This is a genomic window from Gallicola sp. Sow4_E12 (assembly GCF_052116305.1).
In the GTDB taxonomy this organism is placed as follows: Bacteria; Bacillota; Clostridia; order Tissierellales; family Peptoniphilaceae; genus JBQKLI01.
This window is the reverse complement of the sequence record NZ_JBQKLI010000018.1, coordinates 1-23,449: the sequence shown is the minus strand read 5'-3', so window position 1 is coordinate 23,449 and position 23,449 is coordinate 1. Positions and strand designations below refer to the sequence as shown.

The following is a 23,449-nucleotide window of genomic DNA, read 5'->3' as shown; positions in this document are numbered from 1 at the left end:
TCTTATCGAATGACCATGGCGTATTTTTGAAGATGGTAGATTTTCGCTAAGTTTTCTTCTTTTACTCTATATTCCCAGTATTCTTTCGGTGCTTTAGGATTGTAAGGGTCGGCGATAATATACTCTCCTGTCTTTCCGTCGTAACCTGCGAGAAGAACAACATGGGCATTGTCGATGCCTGTCGCCATAGTTTTTCCATTCCAATACTTAAAGTATACAGGATTATTGAACTGATAAGTACCCCATAATACAACAGGGTTGCCGTTTAAGATTTCCATGCGAAGATAATCGAGGCTGGAACCGGAGAGATCTTGGGCGTTTCCGTAAGTATTTGCGAATTGTGTTAAAGGTTTCGGATGAATGGTCATATAGTAGCCGGATACAACCTTATACGGATCCCCGACAAAGCCTAAATCCGGATTTCTAGAGGTTTTGGGAAGGTCGGATATAAACTCAGGGAGGGTTGTCTCCAAGGCGTATCCTTTACGTTTTAAGGCCATTAAAGCCGATGCGGACTCGCAGCCCATAGGAATATCCACAGGATAGACTTGGCTGATGAAGGGGCCGGGTATATAGGTGCTTTCCTGGTAAGGCATCATTGTCGTGTAAGCCAGTGTATTCGTATAGCCGGATTTTCCATCCTGCTTCAAGTATAGGTAAGATCCCTCTATTTTATAAACGTAGGCAAATTTACCGGCAGCAATAGTATGGACTGTCTTCGATTTTGTCTTGTCTTTATAAAGAGGAGTGTCTTTCGTTATTTTTATATATCCCCCTTCTTTCGCCGTATGGTTGACTACAGGCTCATCAATGTTTTTGATTTGGGTTTCTATATTTTTCGACAGGGCAGCTTCTCCGCCCAGCAAGATAACTTCTTTGGGACGATGCTTTTTTATATACTCCGCTGCAGAGGCCGGGAGATTTCTTTTGTGAGAGAGAAGAATCGGCGCCTTGTACTGAGAAGCCAGAGAGGAGGCGGCTAAGGCATCCGGATAGTTTTCACCGGAAGCAATAAAGAGTATTTCCGAAGACGGGGCAGTTTCTGCCAAGGATACTGCAGTTTCGTATCGGTTGGAACCGGAGATGCGGGTTGGTGTTTTTCCGATAGAAATCAAGTCTTTTTCAACAGTGGAAGAGAGTGCAGCCTCTCCACCGATGAGAGCAGGATCGGAGAAGGGTGCCAGATAGTTTTTCACTGGAAGGGGAAGTGTGCTTTGTCTTGATAATAGAATCCCCGCATTTTTCTGGGAAGCGAGAGCTCCTGCTGTCAAGGCATCCGGGAAGTTTTCCCCGCTTGCAATCATAAAATTTTGTCTTCTAGAGGCTTTGGCGACTGCAAAGGAGGTTTCGTAGCGGTTTTTGCCGGCGATTCGGATTACTTTTTCTTTGCCGAATACATCGATAAAATTCTGCTCCTGTTCTTTTGAAACGGCGGATTCTGCCCCTAGAATAAGGATCTCTTCCGGATTGATTTCTCGAATCCGCTGGATAACAGCAGCGGGATCGATTCCCTTTCGTAGGAGGAAGGCTGGAGAATTCCCCTCGAAAGAAGAGCCGCTTAGGGCATCTGCGTAGTGATCGTCTCTGGCAATCACAACACGTTTTTCGTTTTTTATGAATTTAGAAACTTCTATGGCTGTATCTCGGCGGTTTCTGCCGGCGATTCTTGAAACTTTAGGCTGATAGGAAGAGGCGGCGGCTGTACTGTTTTCTGCAAGGATTCCAAAGCAGAGAAAGAACAGCAGCAGGTATATTTTTTTCTTCATGTTGTTCTCCTTTTAAGATGATTATCGATCGCAGCGATGGGATAAATGTTCTAGCTGTTTTCATTATATTTCAGAATAACAGAAAAGGCTGAAATTACAACGGCAGACTAAAGATATTATTTTCTATGGTTATTTTTTACAAACTTTACAATAAAATTTCTTTCTCCTATACTAGGGTTACAGGAGTAAAGGAGGAAGAAAAGGATGAAAAAGCTGTTTGCAATTGCGCTGTTATTAGGAATGCTATTAACTGCCTGCAAAAGCGGAGACGAAGAACAAGGATCTACAAAGAAAGAGGCGGCTTCTCAACAGCAGAAAGAAGAGAAAAAAAAAATTACAAAAGAGGAGATTGATTTAAATACAAAGCCCAACGAAGCAGGGCAGATCATGATCTTGATGTATCATAATATTTCAACACCGGAAGCGGAATGGGTAAGAACGCAGGAGAACTTTAGAAAGGATCTTCAAGCTCTCTACGATCAGGGATATCTGCCTATTTCTTTAACAGATTATGTCTATGGAAATATTACAGCCCCTGCAGGCAAATCGCCTTATGTGTTGACCTTCGATGACGGACGGGAGAACAATTTTAATTATCTGGAAGACGGTTCGATCAACCCGGATTCTGCAGTGGGCATTATTATGGAATTTGCAGAAAAATATGATGATTTTGAACCGAGAGCAACGTTTTTTGTCAACGGAACCGGACGTTTCGGTCCGAAAGAAGAAGTACAGAAAAAATTCGATTTTCTTGTAGAAAATGGCATGGAAGTGGGAAATCACACGATCAACCATCCGAATATGAAGACACTAGATGCTTCTGGAGTGCAGAGAGAAATCGGCGGACAAAAAGCTTATCTGGAAGAGTCGTTTTCCAAACCGTATAATATCAATACCTTAGCCCTTCCTTTCGGATCCAGACCGGATAAATCCCTTTATAATTATTTAGAAACAGGAAGCTATGAAGGAAAAGACTTTAAAAATATTGCGATATTAAATGTAGGATGGGATCCCAATCCATCTCCTTATCATACAGACTTTGATCCTTTAGCCATCCACCGGGTTAGAGCCAGCGAGACCAATGTAGACGATGTTGGGATCTATGATTGGATTGAGATCTTAAAGAACCATCCGAAAAGACGTTTCGTTTCTGACGGAGCAGCAAATATCGTCACTGTTCCACAGGGCTTGGAAGAAAATGTTAAAGCGCCGGAAGGAAAAGAGCTGTTGGTTTATTAGTTTGGAGGGAAGTGATAGGCGGGATTGCTGCGCAACCCAGGCAGGATGCCTTTGGCACCTAGGCTTTAGGCGGCACACCTACGGTGGCCAGGGGAAGAGAGGGGAAAGGTAGGGAGCAGGTTATAGGAAATAGGGAAGGTGGAAAATGCAAAGCATTTTCTTCATATAAAAAGGCGTCGTTAGACGCTCCCCTAGGATTGGAAACTAAGACCTTTCTCATACTATAGAAGTATCGAAAATTCATAATTTAAATATTTGAAGTATTTTATAGATAAAAGTATTTGCTGGAAATGGTGAAGAAAGGCGGGATGCCTTTGGCACCTAGGCTCTAGGGAAGAAGACCTGGATGCTTATGTGGAAACATGCAATCAGTTTTTTGAGGATATTCCTAGAGTGCAGATAGAAAGAGGACATGAAAAGTATATTATCAACAAGGATCTTTTAAAGAAGCTGAAAAATCTTGGTTTTTTTCATCGTTCTCAAGAAAAATAGACACAAAAAACGATCCATTCAGAGAGGTGTTTTGAAGGATCGTTTTTTGTTTGCTATATTTGAGATATGAGGTTATAGGTGTTATAGGATTTATTTTTTTATAGTTTTTTCCACTGCATTTAGGATATTTTGATATCCGGTACAACGGCAAAGGTGTCCGGAAAGATGTTCTCTTAATTCTTCCCTTGTATAGTCGTTGCCGCTTTCTTGAATTTCCACAGCGCTCATGATAATGCCTGGTGTACAGAAACCGCATTGTACTCCTGTTTCATCGATGAAGTTTTGCTGAATGTCGGAAAGTTCTCCGTTTGGTCCTTGAAGAGATTCTAGAGTTCGGACTTCTTTACCTTCCGCCCAGATGGCAAGATAGATACAAGAGTTGAATACTTCGCCGTTTATAAGGACTGTACAAGCTCCGCATTCTCCTACTTCGCAGCCTTTTTTGACAGAAGTTAAAGAGAAGTCGTTTCGAAGAACGTCTGTTAAGGAAGCTCTTACGTCGATCATTTTATGGATTTCTTTTCCGTTGATGGTACAGTTAAGTTGTGTATATTGAGGACTAGTCATTGATTTCACCTCCGCAGTCGCTGTAGGCTTTTGTGAAGCAGCGTTTTGCCATCTCTTTCATCATGTGGACACGGAAGTCTTTTGATGCTCTCCAGCTGTCTCTAGGTTTCAAATCTCCTAGAGCGGTGTCCGCAAATTCCTGCAATAAGCTTTTATCGTAGGTTTTGCCTTTTATGAATTCTTCTGCGGATCTTGCTCTTAGAGGAACAGGTCCTGCTACCCCGAAAGCGATACGCAGGTCTTTGATTGTTTTGTTGTCTTCTTCCAAGGCTACATTGACAGAACATGTGGATGTAGCGATATCAAGTGCATTACGCATAGCGTATTTGAAATAGCATCCTTTATAATTTTCATAGGATTCTTTTTTGATTAAAATAGCTGTTTGGATTTCGTTATGGGCAAGCTTTACTTTTCCTGCTGTTACATAAAAGTCAGCAAGGGGAGTTGTACGAATTCCCTCTGGTCCCAAGATTTCTACTATAGCGTCATAGGCTAAAAGGGTTGCAGCAGAATCTGCAGAGGTAATCCCGTTGCAGGTATTTCCGCCGATAGTTCCGATGTTTCGGATCTGGGGACTTCCTACTTCTCGGCAGGCGTCTGATAGTACCATCATATGCTCGCGGATAATAGGGTCGAATTGTACTTTAGAGAAGCTGGAAAGAGATCCGATACGGATCGTTCCGTCTTCTTCCATCGTAATTCCTCTTAATTCATCTATTCCATAAATACTTACAAGCTCTATGCCTGCAAGGCGTCCTTCTCTCATTTGGATTAAGACATCACTTCCTCCGGCAATTACTTTTGCTTCCGGATGTTCCGTTAAGAGCTTAACGGCCTCTTCAGGAGAGTGAGCTTGATACATCGTTTTAATATCATACATTATTATTCAACCTCCTCGAATAGTCCTTCTTCTCTGAATGCTTCAAATAATCTTTTCGGAGTAACAGGATTGTCTTTTACGCCAACTCCAGTTGCGTTGAAGATGGCATTTCGTATAGCTGGTGCTCCGGAACATGTAGGGGGCTCTCCTAATGATTTTGTACCGTATGCACTTGTAGGTTCTGTATTTTCCACAAATAGCGCCTCAAGCTCTGGATGATCTTCGAAAGAAGATACTTTATAGTCTAGAAGGTTATTGTTTAATGGACGACCTGTCTTTTCGTCGAAAAGCAGTTCTTCTGACAAACCGTATCCGATAGCCATACTCATTCCGCCGTGTACTTGAGCTTCTGCAAGAGCAGGATTGATTAAATCGCCGCAGTCATGAACGTTTATCATACGAAGAAGCTTCACTTTGCATAATGCGATATCCACTTCTACTTCCGCAAAGGTACAACCGAAAGAGAAGGCGTTGGATTTAATTTGATAAGTAGATTCAGCTGAAAAATGTTCGCTGTGGTCTAAACTGTAAAGAGCTTCTGTTGCAAGTTCTCCCAAGGAAAGAAGAACCCGGTTGTCTGTAGTCCGAACAATATTGTTGTCGATAATATCCAGATTGAAAACAGGCATTCTTGTCCATTCCTGAGCGTATTCTAAAACTTTTTTCTTTAGAAGTTCAGCTGTCTGACGAACGGCAAATCCCCCTACATAGGTTTGTCTGGAAGCATAAGCTCCTGTACCAAATGGAGTGATATCCGTATCCTGTGTAGATTGAATATGAACTTTATCTAAAGAAATACCTAAGGTTTCCGCAGCCATTTGACTGAAGGCTGTATCGGCACCCTGTCCGATTTCTGTTTCGGCTAATTGAAGCTGGATAGAACCGTCTTGATTCATCACCATACGGCAGGAAGAGGATTCTAAGGAAATCGGCCAAACTGCTGTATTGTACCAGAAAGTAGCAACACCAACTCCTCTGCGGATATTGCCTTTTTGGTCGGCATATTCTTTTATCTTTTTGTCATATTCCATAGCTTCGCTTCCCATTTCCAGGGTTTCAATATAGGAATCATGATACAATTCGTTTTTAGAGAATCCATCGGCATAGCCTTTTCTCATAATGATTTGTTTTCGGTATTCTAAAGGATCTCTGTCTAGAACTTTTGCGATTTCATCGATATGGCATTCTTCTGCCCAAGTTACTTGAGGGATACCGTATCCTCTCATGGCACCGGCGGAAGGAGTGTTCGTATAGATGGTATAAGAATCTGATTGAATCACATCGCATGGATAATGCTGTCCGAAAGCTCCTTGTCCTTTTGCATTTACACCATGTCCATGAGATGCATAAGCTCCTTGATTTGAGAAAGATTCGAATTTTCTAGCAGCTAAAGATCCGTCTTCCCGTACATAAGAGATAATATGATACTCGATAGAATGGCGGACTCTATTGTTTACGAAAGTTTCTTCTCTCGTAACATCAAATTTTACCAGTCTGCCTCCTACCTGCTGTGAAACATAAGCTACAAGGGGCTCGTAAAGAGCATCTTGTTTATTGCCGAATCCGCCGCCGATATATGGCTTGATAAGGCGGATTTTTCCCCAAGGAAGTCCTAAAGCTTGGGCAACAATACGTCTTACAATATGGGGAATCTGTGTAGAAGAAACGACTTTGATTTTCCCGGCATCTTCTTCTGCGTAACAGATATGATTTTCAATATGTGTATGTTGTACAATAGGTGTTTTATACCAGCCTTCTACTTTGATCAGACCCGGTTCTTTGATAGCTTCTTCATAGTCGCCCCGGTCTTTGTTGGTATGGGCTAGGATATTGCTGCAGGTATCTTGTTTATTTACAAGTTTTACAGTAGAAGGGAACAGCCCTTTTTCTTCTTCGCAGTCCATAACCATCTCGTCATGGATAATAGGAGCGCCGTCTTTCATGGCTTCTCTAGCATCTAAAACGAAAGGATATTCGATATATTCTACTTCGATAGCAGCCACACCTTGTTTTGCAGAAACTTCGTCTTCTGCTACTACAATAGCGATTTCATCGCCGTAATAACGAACATGGCGGTTTAAGATCTTGCGGTCTGCCACGTCTTGATGAGAGGGATCTGTACTCCAAGGATGTCCTGCAGTCGGGAAAGGGATATCCGGCACATCAAAACAAGTGATAACTTTAACCACACCTGGGATTTCTTCAGCTTTTGAAGTATCCATTGATTTTACAACACCATGGGCTATGGTGGAGTGTAATAATTTAATAATAAGAGCATTGCGATTACATAGATCGTCTGTGTATTTAGCACGGCCGGTCACTTTATCGTAAGCGTCTACTCTTTTGACACTTTTTCCGATACTCATTGGGAGCCTCCTTTATATTGTTCCTCAAAAAAGTCTATTTTTTATTGTTTAGCCTTATTATAGTTTTATAGGAGAACCCTTTCAAGTTCTTTTAAGGTAAGACTTGAATCCTCGCCTTTTGCGAAAGAAAGGAGTATATTCTGTTATAATAGGAATGGAAAAACCTGCTCTAGAGTTTTTCAAGAGTGAAGAAGATAAAATAATATATAAACTATTATATAAAGGAGAAAAAATGAAAAAACGATGGATCCTCTGCAGTATCTTTTTGTTTCTGTTTTCAATCATAAAGGCCCCTTCTCTTTCACAGGCGGCTGTATATCGAATCAGCGGCGAGGACCGCTATGAAACAGCAAATTTATTGGCAGAGCAATTTCAATGGACAGACAATGCTGTAGTTGTCAGCGGCAGCTCCTATGCAGACGCCCTTGCCGCAGGACCTTATGCAGCAAATATTGGCGGAACGATATTCTTAGCACAGGAAAACAGAGATTTAACCGAGGTGCTTGAGAAATATAAGATTAAAAATGTCATTATTATAGGGGGTGACAAGGCAGTACCTCAATCTATAGAAGACCGGTTTAAAGAAAACTTTGAAGTATTTCGAATCGCGGGCAAAGACCGTTATGAGACGTCGAAACTGGTCAACGAGCAAACAGAATCAAGTCCTATAACAGTCGGGCTTGCGACAGGGAGAGATTTTCCAGATGCACTATCTGCAGGGGTCTTCCTTGCAAGACAAGGCCACGGACTTCATTTAGTGGACGGACAAAGGGATTATACTCTTCCAGAAGGTTTCGAGGGAGTATACACCTTCGGAGGAACAGCTTCGATGATTAGAAGCAGGGGCACGAGAATCGAAGGACGAAACCGCTATGAGACTGCTGCAAACATCGCTGCCGCAAGCGGGGATTATAACGCAGTGGTAGTAGCAAGCGGCGAGAACTTTCCAGATGCTTTAGCGGTGACACCATTTGCCGCAAATATAAAAGCGCCAATTGTTTTAACAGGGAAAGGTTCTCTTTCCCCGGAAGGCAAAGCAGCGATAGAAAAAGCTGAAAATGTATATATTATAGGCGGTACAAATGCAGTTTCCCAAAGAGTAGAAGATGAAATTCTAGGGAAAGCTCCAGCAGAGCCTGAACCGCCGGCAGAACCGAAACCTCCAGTTCCAGAAAAACCCGTTCCTGTAACAAAAAACGGGATAACTACAATAGACGGGATTATTATAGCGAATAAGAAATATTCTCTCCCTTCAAGCTATAATCCAGGCCTCAGCCAAAATGTAAAGGATTATTTCAACCGTATGCAAAGAGATGGTGCAGCCCAAGGACACAGGATTAGTATCGGATCGGGATTTCGTTCTTATTCTTATCAAAAATCCCTCTATGAAAGTTATGTAAGACGTTATGGCAGGGCTTATGCAGACAGGATTTCTGCAAAACCGGGGCATAGCGAACATCAAACAGGTCTTGCTATCGATATCAAGGGAACATCCTATTATCTAAATCAAAATTTTGCCAGTACAAAAGCAGGAATTTGGCTTGCAGAGAATGCTCATAGATACGGATTTATCTTAAGATATCCAAAAGGAAAAGAGAAAGTTACAGGTTATATTTTTGAACCATGGCATTTTCGATATGTAGGAACGAATCTTGCCCCTAAGATTTATAAAAGCGGGAAGACCGTTGAAGAGTATTATGGGATGTAAGAGAAGAGAAGCAGGATTGCTACGCAATCCAGAAAGGATTCCTTTCTGGACCTAAGTGTTAGGCGGCACACCTTCGGTGGACAGGGAAAAGATAGGAAAGAGAGAGGAAGTAGGGGAATGGTCGATCATTTTTTACCAATTATGGAAAAACATCATTCTTGGGAAATGAGGGACATGAGCTAGGCCGGGATGCCTGCTAGTTCTTGGCTGTTAGAGGAAAATAGGAGAAAAATATTACAAAAAACACATAAAACCCTCCTCCATTTTGAGGGGAGAGTTTTTATGTGGAAATTTTTATGGTGGCTTATTCTGTTGCGATGTCCTCTGGAAGTGTTTCTTTTACCGGGTCAAAGCTGGTATAAACAAGGGTTTCTTTTGATGAAGATGGAATTTTTTCTTCTCCGATTGTAAGCTCGCTTTGCATTTCGATCTTTAAGGGAAGACTACTGTCTGGATCACTCCAAAGTGTAATGGTGAGCTTATCGTAAGAGACAGAGGATAGATTTTTTTTGAGAGCAGGATCGATATCTTTTTCCAGATCTTCTTTTAAGAGAACTGCTTGAAAGGATACTGCTTTTTTTCCATCTACATCACTCATTTTATCAGAACGGGTAAATCGATCTTTAAATGTGCGGATCGGAGTCCATAAACGTTCATGAAGATATAGAGCGTTATCGGAATAAGTCTTATTGTTTTCCCAGGGAAGTGGCATAGTTCTTTCCTGCCAAGTAGTATTTGGATCTTGATTTGTATATTCTATAATCTCTTTTGAGTTTTTCGGATTCAACAAAGTATAGATCGTTTGTTTACTATCAGGAATTTCTTCTGCCCCAGAGGGTCTTAACAATGTCATTGTTGAAAAGGCAGAATCTTTTGATCCCACAGAAAGAGTAGCTGTATTGGTTAAGCTGACCTTTTCGCTGTTGAGGCCATTAATGGTTTCTTCGCTGTAATCTGCAGTAAAGGAATCTTTCTCGTTTAAAGCTTTTTCAGTAGATGCTATTGAGGGGGAAACTTCTTTTTTGTTAAGTGGAGAAGTACAAGAGGCAGAAATAAGTAACAGCATCGAAAAAATAAGGATTTGTTTTAGTTTCATCTTTGAGCTCCTCTCTATATCTTTAAGATTCAAAAGTATGTCTTACTTCATATGGAGTGAGTATACCATATATTTGAGCGGCGGCCATTATATTAATAGCAATTCCTTGGATGGACCCAAGCTCTCGAAGGTCAAGGTCATAATCATAAGTATCTGCTAAGTCGACACAGGTTTTTCCGTTTCGTCTATATTTAAAATATCCAAAACGACGGATAGCATAATACGCATCTGTTTCGATGGTATTTGTTTTATTTTGAAAGAGTGCAGTACCACCATCCCATGGACGATGCCTAAAGATTGCGTTTATTGCTATCGTTCCTATTAATCTTTGGATATATTTGGGATAATATTTTGTGGAACGGATTTTATTTGTTCTAGCTTTAGCTAAAAGTTCAGCACTTAGTATATATTTATGGCTAAGAAAATAAGCATATACCGCAGCAACAGAGCTATTTGCAACTGCATAAGTAACAACGGCAGCAGATGTAGTTGCGTTTTCGTTTGATAGATTAAAACTCGGAAATATACTTTTTAATTATATGTATACTTTGGTTTTTCTGTTCGATGATTCAAGTAGATATATTATAGAGATTTTTTTTTATAATTATATCATAGTTAATTGTTTTTGTGTATACTTTTTCCTAGCTGTAATCAATAATAGTGGAAAAAGGAACTTTAATTTATTCCTTGAAAATTGTTGGGAAAAGGTAGACAAAGGAGAGAACTCCTGTTATTATAATTATAACGACAGACGTAATACTATAAACGTATTACTATAGAAGTATAAGGGGGGAGGATATGAGTTTAAGCGATGCGATACGGGGCTATATTGATTTGATGGTGCTGTTTGTCCTTTACGATAAGCCTTCCTACGGATATAGAATCTCGAAGGATATTTCAGAACTTACAGAAAATCAATACAATATTAAGAATACAACCTTATACTCTGCATTAGAACGGCTTGTAAAAAAGGGGGATCTGGAATCTTTTCATGGCACAGAAACCAATGGAAAACAAAGAACCTACTATAGAATCACAGAAGAAGGCAGAAAAAGCTATTCTGACAAATGCGCAGACTGGCGAAAGACAAATCAGATCATAGAGCATTTCCTTAGGGAGGGGGAGGAACATGGATACGATTAGAGCGTTCATAGAAGGGTTATTTGCACAATACGAAGACAGTCCGGATATCCGGCAGGCGAAAAAAGAACTGTATCAGATGATGGAAGACAAGTATTTAGATTTAAAGGCTCAAGGAAAAAGCGAAAACGAAGCAGTGGGAGAAGTCATCGCTGGAATCGGAACCCTAGAAGAGCTGGAAGAGGACTTGAATTTCAGAGCAAAAGATCAAGTTTTGAAAAACAATATTAATTTAACGGATCATCAGGTGGAGGAGTTTTTAGAGGATCGCAAAGATTTTGCAAGAAAAATTTCATTTGGAGTTGCCGTTGCAATTATGTCCGCTGTCCCTTTAATATTCTTACAAGGGATGAGATTTATCAGCGAAGATCTTTCATCGGCTATAGGAGTCGGTCTTCTAATTATTATGATTGCTTTCGCTGTTTCTATCTTTATTCCTCAAGGAATGAAAATTTCCAAGTATTCTGAGTTTGAATTTAAAGATATAGAAATGACAACCCAAAAGAAACTGCAGGTGGAAAAGGAAGAGGAGCGTTATCAGGATATTTATAGAAGGAAGCTTTCTATAGGAATCCCTCTTTGTGTAGTAGCGGTTCTTCCTGTTATCTTTATCTCTATATTATTCGAAGAACAGGAGACACTTTTGTTAACGGCTGTATGTTTTCTTTTAATCGTAATCGCCATAGGTGTTAAGATGATTGTAGAAGGATCTATCCTAAACGATTCTTATAGTATTCTTCTTCAAAAAGGAGACTATAGGAACAAGAAGATAAATACCCTATTAGATTCCATCGGGGGAGTTTATTGGACGCTGGCTGCAGTTATTTATCTGCTGTGGAGCTTTCTCACATGGGACTGGCATATTACTTGGATGGTATGGCCTATAGCGGGAGTGATGTACGGTCTGATTTCAGCGATTGTTTCTCTTATGATGGACAATCGGAATTAAAAAATATTTTTATAGAACTCCTTAAAGCAGTCGAGGTGAAAATCGGTCTGCTTTAAGTTTTTTTATGCCTGAATCAGGGAAAACAAATCCTTTGAAGTGGTAATTAACAAGGGTGCTTTCAACAGTGAGATTTGATCTTTATTTATTATAGTGATAATATCACAATTAAAGGTATGGGTTATATTACTATTTATTCTTGTAGCAGTGAGTTTAGGGATATCATTTCCCATAAGCTGCTGTTTACTCCATAAGAAGTCTATTTATTTTGCTCATTGCCGAATTATGCAATGATCCTTTTAACTCTAAGAATATAGAGTATAAGCGGAGATATATTAATATTTTCTAAGGATGAGGTTTGAGAAGCAGCCTGTTATCGGCTATAGTGGTTAGAATAAAAATAAGAGAAACAGGAGGGCGGCATGGAAAAACGGATACAAAAACTGGAGCAGGAGTTTGACCAGTTTGCCAGAGATTATAAGGCAGACGAGATGATGTGGGATGATCGGGCCAGGGAACTTAAAATCTATGCGAAGGAAGACAAAGAGCTTCCTGCCTTTGATTTTTTAAAAGAATATATGGATTTAAAGGGGAAGCGGGTTCTCGATGTGGGTTTCGGGTCGGGGAAATATCTCGTTCCTTTTAAAAGAGCCGGGGCGGACGTTTACGGCGTAGAACTATCGGGAAAGATGGTAGAAAACGCAAAGGCTTTTATAGAGGAAGAGGAGCCGGGAGAGTATCATTTGTATAAAGGTCCTTGGGAAGAGGTTGATCTTAAGGAAAGAGGCTGGGAGAACTATTTTGATCTTGTTTTTGTCTCAAAGAGTCCTGTTATGAACGGAACGGCGAATTTTGAAAAACTTCTAAAGGCTTCAAGGGATAAAGTTTTTTTGATCACTCATATTACAAAAGAGGATTCTGTAGATCAGGAAATCAAAAAGCTTATCCATTGGGAAGAAAAATCAAACGGGCCCGGGGTTCTCTATTATATTTATAATCTCTTATATTTAAAGGGGATTTTTCCGGATGTTAAGATGGTGGAAAGCGAAAGAAGAAATATCGACAAGGCCTCTATTATGATTCAGAAATATATCCACCGCTATAAAAACAAAGGAGTTTCAGAGGAAGAAATCGCCTTGATTAGAAAAAAACTAGAAGAACTTTCTGCAGAGGACAGTATGGTTCTTTCTCACAAGAGCCTGTCGGCATATATTCTTTTCGATGTATTGAACAGGGGAAAGAAATGTCTTTAGATAGAGCAGAGATCGAGTTGCAAAAGGATACCTCTAGACAAAAGCGGGAAAATGAGTTATACTTGGCTAGTAATCGATCTAAGTTTATAATAATTACAAACTAAACGGGGGTATGTAAAATGAGTAAAGTAAATGAAAATTTAATGGCAGCATTTGCGGGGGAATCACAAGCAAACAGAAAGTACTTAGCATTCGCAGCTCAAGCTGAAAAAGAAGGAAAAACAAACGCAGCGAGATTGTTCAAAGCAGCAGCGGAAGCAGAAACGATTCATGCGATGAGAGAATTCAAAATGGCAGGAAATGTTAATTCTACAGAAGAAAACTTAAAAGCAGCTATCGAAGGCGAAAGCTACGAAACAGAATCTATGTATCCTGAATTTAAAGCAAACGCAGAAGAAGCGAATGATGCAAAAGCAGCAAAATTCTTTGACGAAGTAGGTCAAGTAGAAGGTATTCATGCTAAACTTTATCAAGAAGTACTAGACAATATCGGCAGCGATTCAGAAATAGAATTCTATCTATGTCCTGTATGCGGAAACATTGAAACTTCAAAAGTAGATAAATGTCCTGTATGTAATGCAGCAACTTGGGATAAATTTATTAAATTTTAGTGAATCGAATTAAAAGAGCAGAGCTATCTGCTCTTTTTTATTTTGGGTATAAATACAAGAAGTAAAAAATGCAAGAAGTCTCCTAAAGTAAAGGATAGCATTATGATAAAAAAAGATTCCACCCAATATGAAAAGCTTATTCGGGAAAACAGAGCGAAGCGTCTTTTGCGTTTCATATTTCCTGTACAATACACCAAGGCTCGTTTATCGGATCGGCCGGATATCGTTTCTCCCAGTATCGGATGCGAAGTGACAAATTCTCTCATTACCCCGATCTTTGAGATTCTGTCGAGAGAGCCTTCTGTTTTTCATGGAGATTTTTATCCCCTGAAAGAAAAGGTGGAAAAAATACTGAATGAGAGGGGACGGGAGATCGGTTTAGAAGAAGGAATACATGATTATGAAAGGATTTATCTCCAGAAATTAAAAAATCTGAACTCCGATGGATATCAGCTTTTTGAAGAGAATAATCTGTTTATCTTTTCTTGGATTTATGAAGAAAAAGCTGTCATGGAATTTTTGGAATTAGCAGAATTTCCTCCGAAGGAGTATACATATACCTTTGATACGATCTATCTTTTTTTCGATCAGGTCTTAATGGAGATGAGGCTTCGTACAGGAGAATATAGAATCTATCCTTTAGAAGAAGGAGAACAGAAAAGAATACTGAAAAGGTCTGCAAGGGAAGTAAGAATCAAGACTCTGCTGCACCTTCCTTTATAAAATAGATAAGTAAAAGTACGGGGGAGGAGCAGCTGTGAAATATAGTATTAGAGAAATAAAGAAAGAAGAATACCCTCTGTTAGAAGATTTTTTATACGAAGCTATTTTTCTGCGGGAAGGGGTTGAACCTCCTTCTAGGGAAATTTTAAAACTTCCTGAACTTAAGATGTATATCGAGGATTTTGGAAAGGGAGGAGACGAATGTCTCTTGGCTATTGCAGAGGGAAGGGCAGCCGGTGCGGTATGGACGAGGTTCATAAAAGACTACGGCTATATCGATGACAGCATACCTTCTTTGTCGATTTCCTTATATAAAGAATATCGGGGTATGGGAATCGGAACCGCCTTGATGAAGGAAATGCTTTTGTTTTTAAAAGAGAAAGGGTATCAAGGAGTCTCTCTGTCGGTGCAGAAGGATAACTATGCTTATAAGATGTATGAGAAATTAGGATTCCGCATCTTTCGAGAGGATAAAGAGGATTATATTATGCTTCAGGATTTATAGTGCAAGGACAGCAAATCAGCGGATTTGCTGTTTTTTGTGGAAGAATATACATATTGACAGAAACATGAAATATGATAATATATTCATATGAAAATAAATTCATATAAAAGGCGGAAAGATCTATGACAAGATATACAACAGAAAAAATTGCCGTTGCTTCTGAGATGCTTAAAGTCTTGGGAGATAATGGAAGGCTTCAGATACTCGTTTTTATTAAAGACAAAGAATATAGCGTACAGGAAATCTGCGGGTTTATGAAGATGGAACAGTCCGCAGTTTCTCATCAGCTTCGGATTTTAAAAGAGGCGCGTCTTGTGAAGGTCCGCCAGTCTGGACGCCAAAGGCTTTACAGTTTAGACGACGGCCATGTGCTTCAAATATTGGAAACGGTGTTCGAGCATTTAGAGGAGGAAGATTATGACAGAGCTTAGAGTCAGCAAGATCCACTGCAGCCATTGTGCAGAGGAATTGATCAGCAGAATGAAAGAAATCTTCCATACGGATGACATTTACTATGAAGAAGAAAGTCAAACATTGACTTTTCCGGAAGAGATTTCTCGAAAGGATATGGAAAAAATCCTTTCTGCAGAAAAGATCCATTTTTTAAAAGAAGAGCCGAAGCATGATCATAATCATGAAGATCATGATCATGAACATCATCAGAGCCACAGCCATCACCATCATCATTCGAAAGAAGTTTCGGAGAAGGGAATCCGCATAGTGTTTTTCTTAAACTTCTTCTTTTCTATTTTGGAATTTATATTCGGCTCTATCTTCCGTTCCGCGGCGATCCAGTCCGATGCAGTCCATGATATGGGTGATGCGTTGTCCATCGGTTTTGTATGGATTTTTGAAAAGATTTCTACGAAACACGGAAACGAAAAGTTTTCCTTCGGACACCGGAGATTTTCTCTGTTAGGAGCCTTGATAACAAATCTAGTTCTTATTATCGGTTCTCTTTTTGCCATAGCCAACGCTCTTCCAAGGTTGATCCATCCTGTGGAAGTGAACTACAGCGGGATGACAATAGTGGCTGTTATTGCTATCGCCGTGAATGGTATTGCGATGTGGATTTTATCCAAAGGCAGCTCGAAGAGCGAATCCCTGCTGAATCTTCATATGCTGGAAGATCTCGCAGGATGGGCTGCAATTTTAATCATCAGTTTTATTCTTCGATATAAGCCTTGGTATTTTCTGGATTCTTTAGCATCTCTTGCCATAGCAGGCTTTATCTTATACGAAGCGGTACCGTCCTTAAAGGAAATTATAGAAATCTTCCTAGAAGCGGTTCCGGATCAGGTGGAGTACAAAAAGCTTTTAGAAGAGATCGGGAATGTTTCCGGAGTACATGGTGTTTCTCATCTGCATTTATGGAGTGTGGACGGGGAAGACAATAATTTCAATGTAACGGTTTTTACAGATCGAAAGGATATAGAAGAAATAGAAAAAATCAAAGAAGAAATTTTGAAAATTATCAGCCCTTATCATATTACCTGTTCGACAATTGAGGTAGACTACGACCCGGAAAAATGGAATACAGGATATCATGGGGAATAAAGACGTGTTTTGTTTACTGGCGGAGTTTGAGAGTCCTAAATCACAAGGTCAGCTATGAATGTGCAAAAAAATGAAAGAATATAGAACAGGGAATATATTTTAAGAGAAGGTATCTCTATATTGGTTCATCTGATTGAAAAAAATGATGTTTATTGAGTATAGAAAATTAAAAAAGTAGATTGTTTTTAATGTAATTTGAATGTTTTGAGAGCCCTTTAAAGGGGCTCTTTTTTATGCTGTTATGGAAATAAAAATACAACGAAACAAAGCTTATCGTTATATATTTATAAATATGTTGTATTACAAACTATAATTTAAGAAAACATTATCATAGAATGACAGTAACAAGTGATTCTTAGATCTAAAGAATATTGTTGCTTTTCTTGAAAGGGGAAAGTATACAGTGAATTGTTAAGGAGTTGACAATGAGGGTTATTATTACAAATAACAAAATTGCATTAGAGAAAGCGCGAGAACGCTGTATTGCAGTGGAAGGGGATACGGAAGATGTTTTAATCAAGGTTCGAGATCTTGTTCATTCCGGATACACATTATTGTCTTATCCTCTTGGCGCCAGTATAAAGATGCTTCATTCCCCAGTAACGTCTGTACTAATGGAAGAGGGAAAAGCATTTCACGAAGAGTCTGCTCTTATTGCAGAAGAAAGTCTCGAGAAGCTGAGAAACACTTTAGGCGAGAGAAAGGCCGACGAAAGAAACCGGCTGGATTATGAAACCATTGATTGGGATCGTTTGCAAAGTGCAATCGATGAATTAAATAGATTTTAGAAAGGGTGAGGAATTTGAGACTAGAGTATAAAAAGATTGAGATCAAAGATGTTCAGTTTGGCGAAGAAACAAAGGTAGATGGCAGTACCCTTATTGTAAATAAGGAGTCGGTAATCGAAGAATTAATGAAGAACGAGAGTGTAAAGGCTATTGATATTGACCTTGCGAAACCTGGAGAAAAAACCCGTATTATTCCGGTAAAAGATGTTATTGAACCGCGGTATAAGGAAGTTGGGAATCCTGGATTTGCTGGAGTGACAACAGAGGCAAAACCTTTAGGAGACGGTGTAGTTAAAATCCTTAAAAATGTAGCAGTTGTAACCATCGGAGATATTGTCGGCTTCCAAGAAGGAGTAATCGATATGTGGGGCGAAGGGGCAAAATGGACTCCATTTTCTAAAACTTTAAATATTGTAGTCGATATCACTCCTATCGAGGGACTTTCTCCTCACGAGCATGAAGAGCTGTGCCGTATGGTGGGTCTTCGGGCTTCAGAAGTGATAGGGCTTGCTGCAAAAGATGCGGAAGAAACAGAAGTAGAAGTATTTGAAAAAGCAGGAATGGCAGAAGAGTCTAAAAAATATCCAGACCTTCCTAGAGTTCTTTATGTAGAGATGCTGATCTCTCAAGGGCTTCTTCATGCAAGCTTTATTTATGGAACAGACTCAGCCCATATTCTTCCAACATTCTTATCTCCAACAGAAGAACTGGACGGAGCCGTTATCAGCGGAAACTGTGTAGCTGCCTGCGATAAGATTACGACGTATCAGCATCAGAATAATAATATTATTAAAGAACTTTTTGCTCTTCATGGAAAAGAAATAAACTTTTTAGGAGTCATTATGGTTCCTGAACTTACAACTCTTCAGGGAAAATTCGTATCTTGCGATTATACAGCAATGCTTGCAAGAGAAATGGGTGCAGACGGTGTGATTGTCTCAGAAGAAGGCTACGGAAATCCGGATTCCGATCTTGTAATGATCTGTTCAAGACTTGAAAAGCAGGGCATCAAGACTGTCCTTATTACAGATGAATGTTCTGGATGGGATGGAATGAGCCAGCCCCTTACGGATACTGCAAAAGAAGCTGTAGCAGTTATTTCTACAGGAAATGTTTCTCATGTTGTGGAATTAGAAAAAGCAGACAGAGTTTTAGGAGATCCGGAAGCCATCGCAAATCTTGCCGGCGGCTGGGAAGGCGCATATAATCCAGAAAACGGTACGATGAAATGCGAGTTAAATGCGGTAATCGGAGCAACTTCAGAAATCGGAACCCATAATGCAACAGTCGAGTTATATTAGGAGGAAGCAGAATGTCTAAAAAAGTTCTATACTATTTAAATCAGTTCTTCGGACAAATCGGCGGAGAAGAAGAAGCGCATATAGCGCCTTTGTTTGAAGAAAAAGCAGTAGGTCCGGCTCTTGCAATGGCAGGGCAAATAGAAGGCGGAGAAACGGTTGGTACAGTTATCTGCGGCGATAATTACTTTAATGAAAACAAGGAAGAAGCAGAAAAGTTTCTTCAGAAAATATATGACGAATATAAACCTGAGATTGTAGTAGCGGGACCGGCTTTTAATGCGGGACGTTATGGTATGGCTTGTGCAGGAGTGGCAGCATTTTTCGATGCACTTGATATTCCGGTTATTTCTGGAATGTATGAAGAAAACCCGGGAGTAGATGCAGGGAAAGGTCATGCTTATATTGTAAAAACTGGCGATAGTGCAGCGAAAATGAAAAAAGCCATTCCTCTTATGACAGCCGTTGCTAACAAGTTAATTAACGGAGAGCAGCCAAAACCAGAGGAAGATGAATATTTTCCACAAGGAAAACGGCTTACTGTAATTAGCGATAAAACAGGTTCTATTCGGGCGATTGAGATGCTTCGCAAAAGACTCCATGGAGAAGAGTTTGAAACAGAACTTCCTATGCCACACTTCGATATCGTAGAACCGGCTCCAGCAATTAAAGAGATGTCAAAAGCTGTGATTGCACTTGTAACATCCGGCGGAATCGTTCCGATTGGCAATCCGGATCATATTCAGTCAGCATCCGCACAAAAATGGGGCAAATATGATGTTTCTGAATTAAAAGATTTAGAAGAGGGTTTCTGTACGATCCACGGTGGATACGATCCTGTTTATGCGAATGAATCTCCAGACCGCGTCGTTCCCTTAGATGCACTTCGCAAGATGCAGGAAGAGGGAGAAATCGGAAAAGTATATGATTATTTCTATACCACAACCGGAACAGGAACGGCAGTAGGAAATTCCATTGTTTTTGGAGAAGAAATAGGAAAAGAATTAAAAGAAGCCGGAGTTGACGGTGTTATACTTACTTCTACCTGAGGCACCTGTACACGTTGCGGTGCAACAATGGTAAAAGAAATCGAAAAATATGGTATTCCAATCGTTCATATGGCAACGATTACTACGATCTCTCAATCAGTAGGGGCAAATCGAATCGTACCTACCATCTCTATTCCATATCCTGTAGGAAATCCGGATTTTGGAGAGAAAGAAAAAGATCTTCGCTTAAAACTTGTACGTAAAGCAGTAGAAGCTTTAGGAACAGAAGTGCAAGAGTCTACAATATTTAAAGCACTATAGAATTGTTTTGTTAATGGACGAGGAAAGAAGGCTTGCGGAAGAGTCTGCAGGCCTGAACCCTCTCTTTACATAGGAGGTTCTAATGGATAATAAAAAGGAACGTGTAGTTCCTTATAAAGTATTAAATTATGCCGGAGCGTTTATCGCGCTGCTAATCGGATCCGGTTTTGCAACAGGGCAGGAATTGATGCAGTATTTTGCCTCTTGGGGATTTAAAGGATTATTAGGGGTTGCGGCTACCTTTATTCTTCTTGCTTATGTAGGTGTAAGTTTTGTTTCTGCCGGATATCATAATACCTTCGAGACGCCAAATGATATTTATAAATATTATTGCGGAAATATCTTAGGAACGTTTTACGATTACTTCTCAGTCTTTTTCCTGTTTCTTTCTTATACAGTCATGGTTGCGGGAGCAGGGGCGACTTTTCAGCAGCATTATGGATTATCTCCTATTGTTGGAAGTGTTGTTTTAATGATACTGGCTATGGCGACTGTAATCTTCGGATTGAATAAAATTGTTGAAGTTATCGGAAATATAGGTCCTGTTATCGTCGTAATGGCAATTATCGTCGGAGCGATTTCTGTGTTCAGACATATGGGAATGATGGGACAGGCAGAAGTGCTAATGGCAGAAGCGGTAGCGGCAGAAGAAGTCAAAGTTGCCTCTGCCAACTGGTGGCTGGCGGCAGGATCCTATGTTGGTTTCTGTATGCTATGGCTGGCGGCGTTCTTAGCTCAGATGGGATCTGGAGCAAACAGCGATAAGGAAGGAAAGCTGGGAGCAGTCGGCGGAGCGGCAGGTTTTTCCGTTGCCACATTCATAATGTCTTTAGGAATTTTACTAGCAGTACAGACGGTTAAAGGCAGCCAGATACCTACCTTGTTATTAGCAGGAGAAATTCATCCTCTTTTAGCAACCGTGTTTTCTATTATTATATTCTTGGGAATCTACACGACTTCTGTTCCATTATTATGGTCTGTTGTCGCTCGATTTGCCAAAGAAAAAACACAAAAATTCAGAATGCTGACATTAGTTCTTGGTGTTATAGGCGGTATTATTGGAGCGTTATTAGATTTTGATGTCCTTGTTAATTATATTTACGTACTGAACGGTTATGTTGGAATGCTTCTTTTAGTGATTATGATTATTCGAAGCATCCAGTGGAAAAGAATTTAAGGAAGAGAGCGGATCTTTGGGATCCGTTTTTTTCCATTGAAGAAGAAAAAGAGTATAATAGGATATATGAGTTGCAATAATTTGCAATTTGATAGAAAGGAGAAGGGAATGGATAAGCGTTTTTGGAATCGGGTGATTTTCCGTGAGATCTCCGAAGAATCAAAAGAAGCGATTATGCAAATGAACAAAATAAAAGCAGAGTATCAAGCCAATGAAAAAATCCTTTCAGAAGGAGATCCCATAGACCATATCTGTATTATAGTCAGCGGAGTTTTAAAGTCTACCGAGTATACAATAGACGGAAAAGAACTGAACTCTTCCTATTTTTTTGGAGAAGATATGTATCCCGGCGGAGATGCCTTTCCTTTTTATATGGTATATGGCGGTATGAAATACCATGTATCCCATACCTATTGTGTGAAAAAGGCTTCGGTAATCTGGCTTCCTGTAGAAGAATTAAAGCCGATTATCAACAGTGATCCGATCTTTCTAAAAAATGTGCTGACCTTCGTGTCCCAGTACACCTGCCACAGCAAACTGCTTTTAAGATGCGTTCAGTACCGCAAAGTAAAAGACCGTTTGGCTTACTGGATGACCCATATCAACGATCCGAGCCGGATCATCTGTATCCCGAATTCTCAAGAAGTACTGGCGGATATTCTTCATGTCAATCGAAGCAGCCTAAACCAAGCCCTCCAGTCCTATATAGAAGAAGGAATTATCGAGATAGACGGAAAAGAGATCTCTGTATTAAAACAAGAAGAGCTGATACATTCGATTTAGAAAAGCCAAAGAGAAAATTTAAAGAAATGTGTGGAGAGTGGAGCTGTTGTGGAAAATAATAGGAATATTTATTTTCTTCATAGTATAATCAGCGGGTTTTGATTGGATTTGAGGAATTAAAATAGAACACTTATTTTTGAATTTGTGTATTGTAATATAGATTCAGCAATATACAAAAAGAAGAGAGCAGAATGTCCTGTTCTCTTCTTTTTGTATAGAGTAATAATATTAAATCCAAGATACAACTTGTTTCAATTATATTTGGAGATGTTTGAAAATTTGCGGGGGAGAATGTGAAACAGGTTATAAAGCCGGTACTTTTCTAAGAAGAGGAAGTTTTTAGCATCTTTTGTCTCCCCCTTTACCATACTTCACTCTTTTTTGTACACTATTGTATAATCTTCTGGATTTCTTCGATGGCTTTGTCCACCGGGATTTTTTCTCCGTAGTCGGGGAAGAAAACTTTTGTGGATTCTGTTAGCTGTATTTCCCCGTTTTCAATAGGAAGAATTGTTTGATCCGGTGCGGGGAAACTGTATTGATCTTTATCGTATCTGTTACTTAAGAAGTAAAGACCTTTTTCTGTCAATTCTTTGCGTTCAGCAAAATTATCCACCTTTACTTGAAATTCTTCGCCATTTCCAAGGCCTGGTTTAAAGGAGCGTTCTGATTTTAAAGTGTAGATTCTGTAATCGGCATATCCGTCTCCCTCTTTAAGAGTGACGATACCATGGTCTTTTACAATGGAAGCTATCGTTATGGCATCCGCTGATCCTACTAGATAAGGAAGACTTCCGAAGTAGGCATAAGAAACTTCCGTGTTGGGATTATAACCCTTTGCAGATTTTTCCATTTGGACTGCTTTTTCTTCTGTAAAGGTGCTTTGCTTCGGAGTACAGCCGGGAAGAATTAAGACGGCGGCTGCCAGACAAGCTCCGATTAGATAGGGGTATCGTTTTTTCATAATAAAATCTCCTTTCAATGTTGTATCGTTTTTATTAAAAAGCTTCGTTTCTTTTTTGAATTTTCCAGATTCTTATTTAACTTTATACAACAAAGACTCATGTTATTCTAGAAAAGGATAATATGTAAAGTAAAAATACAACTTACTTTCACTACTCCCCTCTCTCTCCAGTCAAGTCCATATTAGTGTGTAAATTCCTCGGGTATCATTTTGTGGTCAATCATCCAGCCTGATCGAGCGGTTTATGCCGCGAAAGCCTATTGATAGTGAGATATCGCCA

22 protein-coding genes are annotated in these 23,449 nt (G+C 39.8%); 16 read left to right on the top strand and 6 right to left on the bottom strand.

From position 1 onward, the window contains the following. Positions 1 to 2: 2 nt before the first annotated feature. Entirely contained in the window at positions 3 to 1,766 is a 1,764-nt protein-coding gene (locus ACTQ46_RS09245; protein ID WP_441749249.1) for a cell wall-binding repeat-containing protein, read from the bottom strand. A gap of 204 nt (positions 1,767 to 1,970) precedes the next feature. On the opposite strand from ACTQ46_RS09245, the gene ACTQ46_RS09240 reads away from it, so the two are divergent. Both ACTQ46_RS09240 and ACTQ46_RS09235 read left to right on the top strand, forming a co-directional pair. Beyond that, positions 1,971 to 3,005, top strand: coding sequence for a polysaccharide deacetylase family protein (locus tag ACTQ46_RS09240; RefSeq protein WP_441749247.1), 1,035 nt, complete (start codon positions 1,971 to 1,973; stop codon positions 3,003 to 3,005). A 354-nt stretch (positions 3,006 to 3,359) separates the two neighbouring features. Beyond that, complete coding sequence (locus ACTQ46_RS09235; RefSeq protein WP_441749245.1) at positions 3,360 to 3,497, top strand: hypothetical protein; 138 nt, start codon at positions 3,360 to 3,362, stop codon at positions 3,495 to 3,497. Positions 3,498 to 3,587: 90 nt separating this feature from the next. On the opposite strand, the gene xdhC is transcribed toward ACTQ46_RS09235, so the two are convergent. From xdhC to xdhA, 3 genes are read right to left on the bottom strand one after another with little or no spacing between them, the layout of a single operon-like run. Beyond that, positions 3,588 to 4,064: a xanthine dehydrogenase subunit XdhC gene (xdhC, locus tag ACTQ46_RS09230; protein WP_441749243.1), complete on the bottom strand. Its 477-nt coding sequence runs from the start codon at positions 4,062 to 4,064 to the stop codon at positions 3,588 to 3,590. Continuing rightward, on the bottom strand, positions 4,057 to 4,944 hold the full coding sequence (gene xdhB, locus ACTQ46_RS09225) for a xanthine dehydrogenase subunit XdhB (protein WP_441749241.1): 888 nt from the start codon (positions 4,942 to 4,944) through the stop codon (positions 4,057 to 4,059). The genes xdhC and xdhB overlap by 8 nt, the downstream gene beginning before the upstream one ends. Before the next feature lie 2 nt (positions 4,945 to 4,946). After that, positions 4,947 to 7,310: a xanthine dehydrogenase subunit XdhA gene (gene xdhA, locus ACTQ46_RS09220; RefSeq protein WP_441749239.1), complete on the bottom strand. Its 2,364-nt coding sequence runs from the start codon at positions 7,308 to 7,310 to the stop codon at positions 4,947 to 4,949. A gap of 232 nt (positions 7,311 to 7,542) precedes the next feature. Between xdhA and ACTQ46_RS09215 the strand changes: the two genes are divergently transcribed. Then, positions 7,543 to 9,018 carry a cell wall-binding repeat-containing protein gene (locus tag ACTQ46_RS09215; protein ID WP_441749237.1) on the top strand — a complete coding sequence of 492 codons (1,476 nt, stop codon included), beginning with the start codon at positions 7,543 to 7,545 and terminating at the stop codon, positions 9,016 to 9,018. 304 nt (positions 9,019 to 9,322) lie between these two features. Here the strand turns inward: ACTQ46_RS09215 and ACTQ46_RS09210 are convergent, their stop codons facing one another. Then, positions 9,323 to 10,114, bottom strand: coding sequence for a hypothetical protein (locus ACTQ46_RS09210; protein WP_441749235.1), 792 nt, complete (start codon positions 10,112 to 10,114; stop codon positions 9,323 to 9,325). Positions 10,115 to 10,912: 798 nt separating this feature from the next. Between ACTQ46_RS09210 and ACTQ46_RS09205 the strand changes: the two genes are divergently transcribed. From ACTQ46_RS09205 to ACTQ46_RS09145, 13 genes are all read left to right on the top strand, one after another. After that, positions 10,913 to 11,257 carry a PadR family transcriptional regulator gene (locus ACTQ46_RS09205; RefSeq protein WP_441749234.1) on the top strand — a complete coding sequence of 115 codons (345 nt, stop codon included), beginning with the start codon at positions 10,913 to 10,915 and terminating at the stop codon, positions 11,255 to 11,257. Continuing rightward, entirely contained in the window at positions 11,244 to 12,203 is a 960-nt protein-coding gene (locus tag ACTQ46_RS09200; protein WP_441749232.1) for a permease prefix domain 1-containing protein, read from the top strand. Before ACTQ46_RS09205 ends, ACTQ46_RS09200 begins: the two co-directional genes overlap by 14 nt. Positions 12,204 to 12,622: 419 nt before the next feature. Continuing rightward, the gene (locus ACTQ46_RS09195; RefSeq protein WP_441749230.1) at positions 12,623 to 13,453 is read left to right on the top strand and encodes a class I SAM-dependent methyltransferase; all 831 of its coding nucleotides are present in this window, start codon (positions 12,623 to 12,625) and stop codon (positions 13,451 to 13,453) included. 119 nt (positions 13,454 to 13,572) lie between these two features. Beyond that, complete coding sequence (locus tag ACTQ46_RS09190; protein WP_441749228.1) at positions 13,573 to 14,064, top strand: rubrerythrin family protein; 492 nt, start codon at positions 13,573 to 13,575, stop codon at positions 14,062 to 14,064. Positions 14,065 to 14,166: 102 nt separating this feature from the next. Then, a complete protein-coding gene (locus ACTQ46_RS09185) occupies positions 14,167 to 14,787 on the top strand; it encodes a hypothetical protein (protein ID WP_441749226.1) in 621 nt (206 codons plus the stop codon). Between the two features lie 34 nt (positions 14,788 to 14,821). Continuing rightward, complete coding sequence (locus ACTQ46_RS09180; RefSeq protein ID WP_441749224.1) at positions 14,822 to 15,292, top strand: GNAT family N-acetyltransferase; 471 nt, start codon at positions 14,822 to 14,824, stop codon at positions 15,290 to 15,292. A gap of 122 nt (positions 15,293 to 15,414) precedes the next feature. Further along, positions 15,415 to 15,723, top strand: a complete 309-nt coding sequence (locus ACTQ46_RS09175; protein ID WP_441749222.1) for an ArsR/SmtB family transcription factor — start codon at positions 15,415 to 15,417, stop codon at positions 15,721 to 15,723. After that, on the top strand, positions 15,710 to 16,849 hold the full coding sequence (locus tag ACTQ46_RS09170) for a cation diffusion facilitator family transporter (protein ID WP_441749220.1): 1,140 nt from the start codon (positions 15,710 to 15,712) through the stop codon (positions 16,847 to 16,849). Before ACTQ46_RS09175 ends, ACTQ46_RS09170 begins: the two co-directional genes overlap by 14 nt. 425 nt (positions 16,850 to 17,274) lie before the next feature. Continuing rightward, on the top strand, positions 17,275 to 17,637 hold the full coding sequence (locus tag ACTQ46_RS09165) for a GrdX family protein (protein ID WP_441749219.1): 363 nt from the start codon (positions 17,275 to 17,277) through the stop codon (positions 17,635 to 17,637). Between the two features lie 14 nt (positions 17,638 to 17,651). Beyond that, on the top strand, positions 17,652 to 18,938 hold the full coding sequence (locus ACTQ46_RS09160; RefSeq protein WP_441749217.1) for a glycine/sarcosine/betaine reductase component B subunit: 1,287 nt from the start codon (positions 17,652 to 17,654) through the stop codon (positions 18,936 to 18,938). An 11-nt stretch (positions 18,939 to 18,949) separates the two neighbouring features. Continuing rightward, the gene (locus ACTQ46_RS09155) at positions 18,950 to 20,245 is read left to right on the top strand and encodes a glycine/betaine/sarcosine/D-proline family reductase selenoprotein B (protein WP_441749215.1); all 1,296 of its coding nucleotides are present in this window, start codon (positions 18,950 to 18,952) and stop codon (positions 20,243 to 20,245) included. An 82-nt stretch (positions 20,246 to 20,327) separates the two neighbouring features. Continuing rightward, positions 20,328 to 21,422: a YkvI family membrane protein gene (locus ACTQ46_RS09150; RefSeq protein ID WP_441749213.1), complete on the top strand. Its 1,095-nt coding sequence runs from the start codon at positions 20,328 to 20,330 to the stop codon at positions 21,420 to 21,422. 108 nt (positions 21,423 to 21,530) lie between these two features. Continuing rightward, complete coding sequence (locus ACTQ46_RS09145; protein WP_441749211.1) at positions 21,531 to 22,205, top strand: Crp/Fnr family transcriptional regulator; 675 nt, start codon at positions 21,531 to 21,533, stop codon at positions 22,203 to 22,205. Positions 22,206 to 22,593: 388 nt separating this feature from the next. Here the strand turns inward: ACTQ46_RS09145 and ACTQ46_RS09140 are convergent, their stop codons facing one another. After that, positions 22,594 to 23,169 carry a hypothetical protein gene (locus ACTQ46_RS09140; protein ID WP_441749209.1) on the bottom strand — a complete coding sequence of 192 codons (576 nt, stop codon included), beginning with the start codon at positions 23,167 to 23,169 and terminating at the stop codon, positions 22,594 to 22,596. Positions 23,170 to 23,449: the final 280 nt, after the last annotated feature.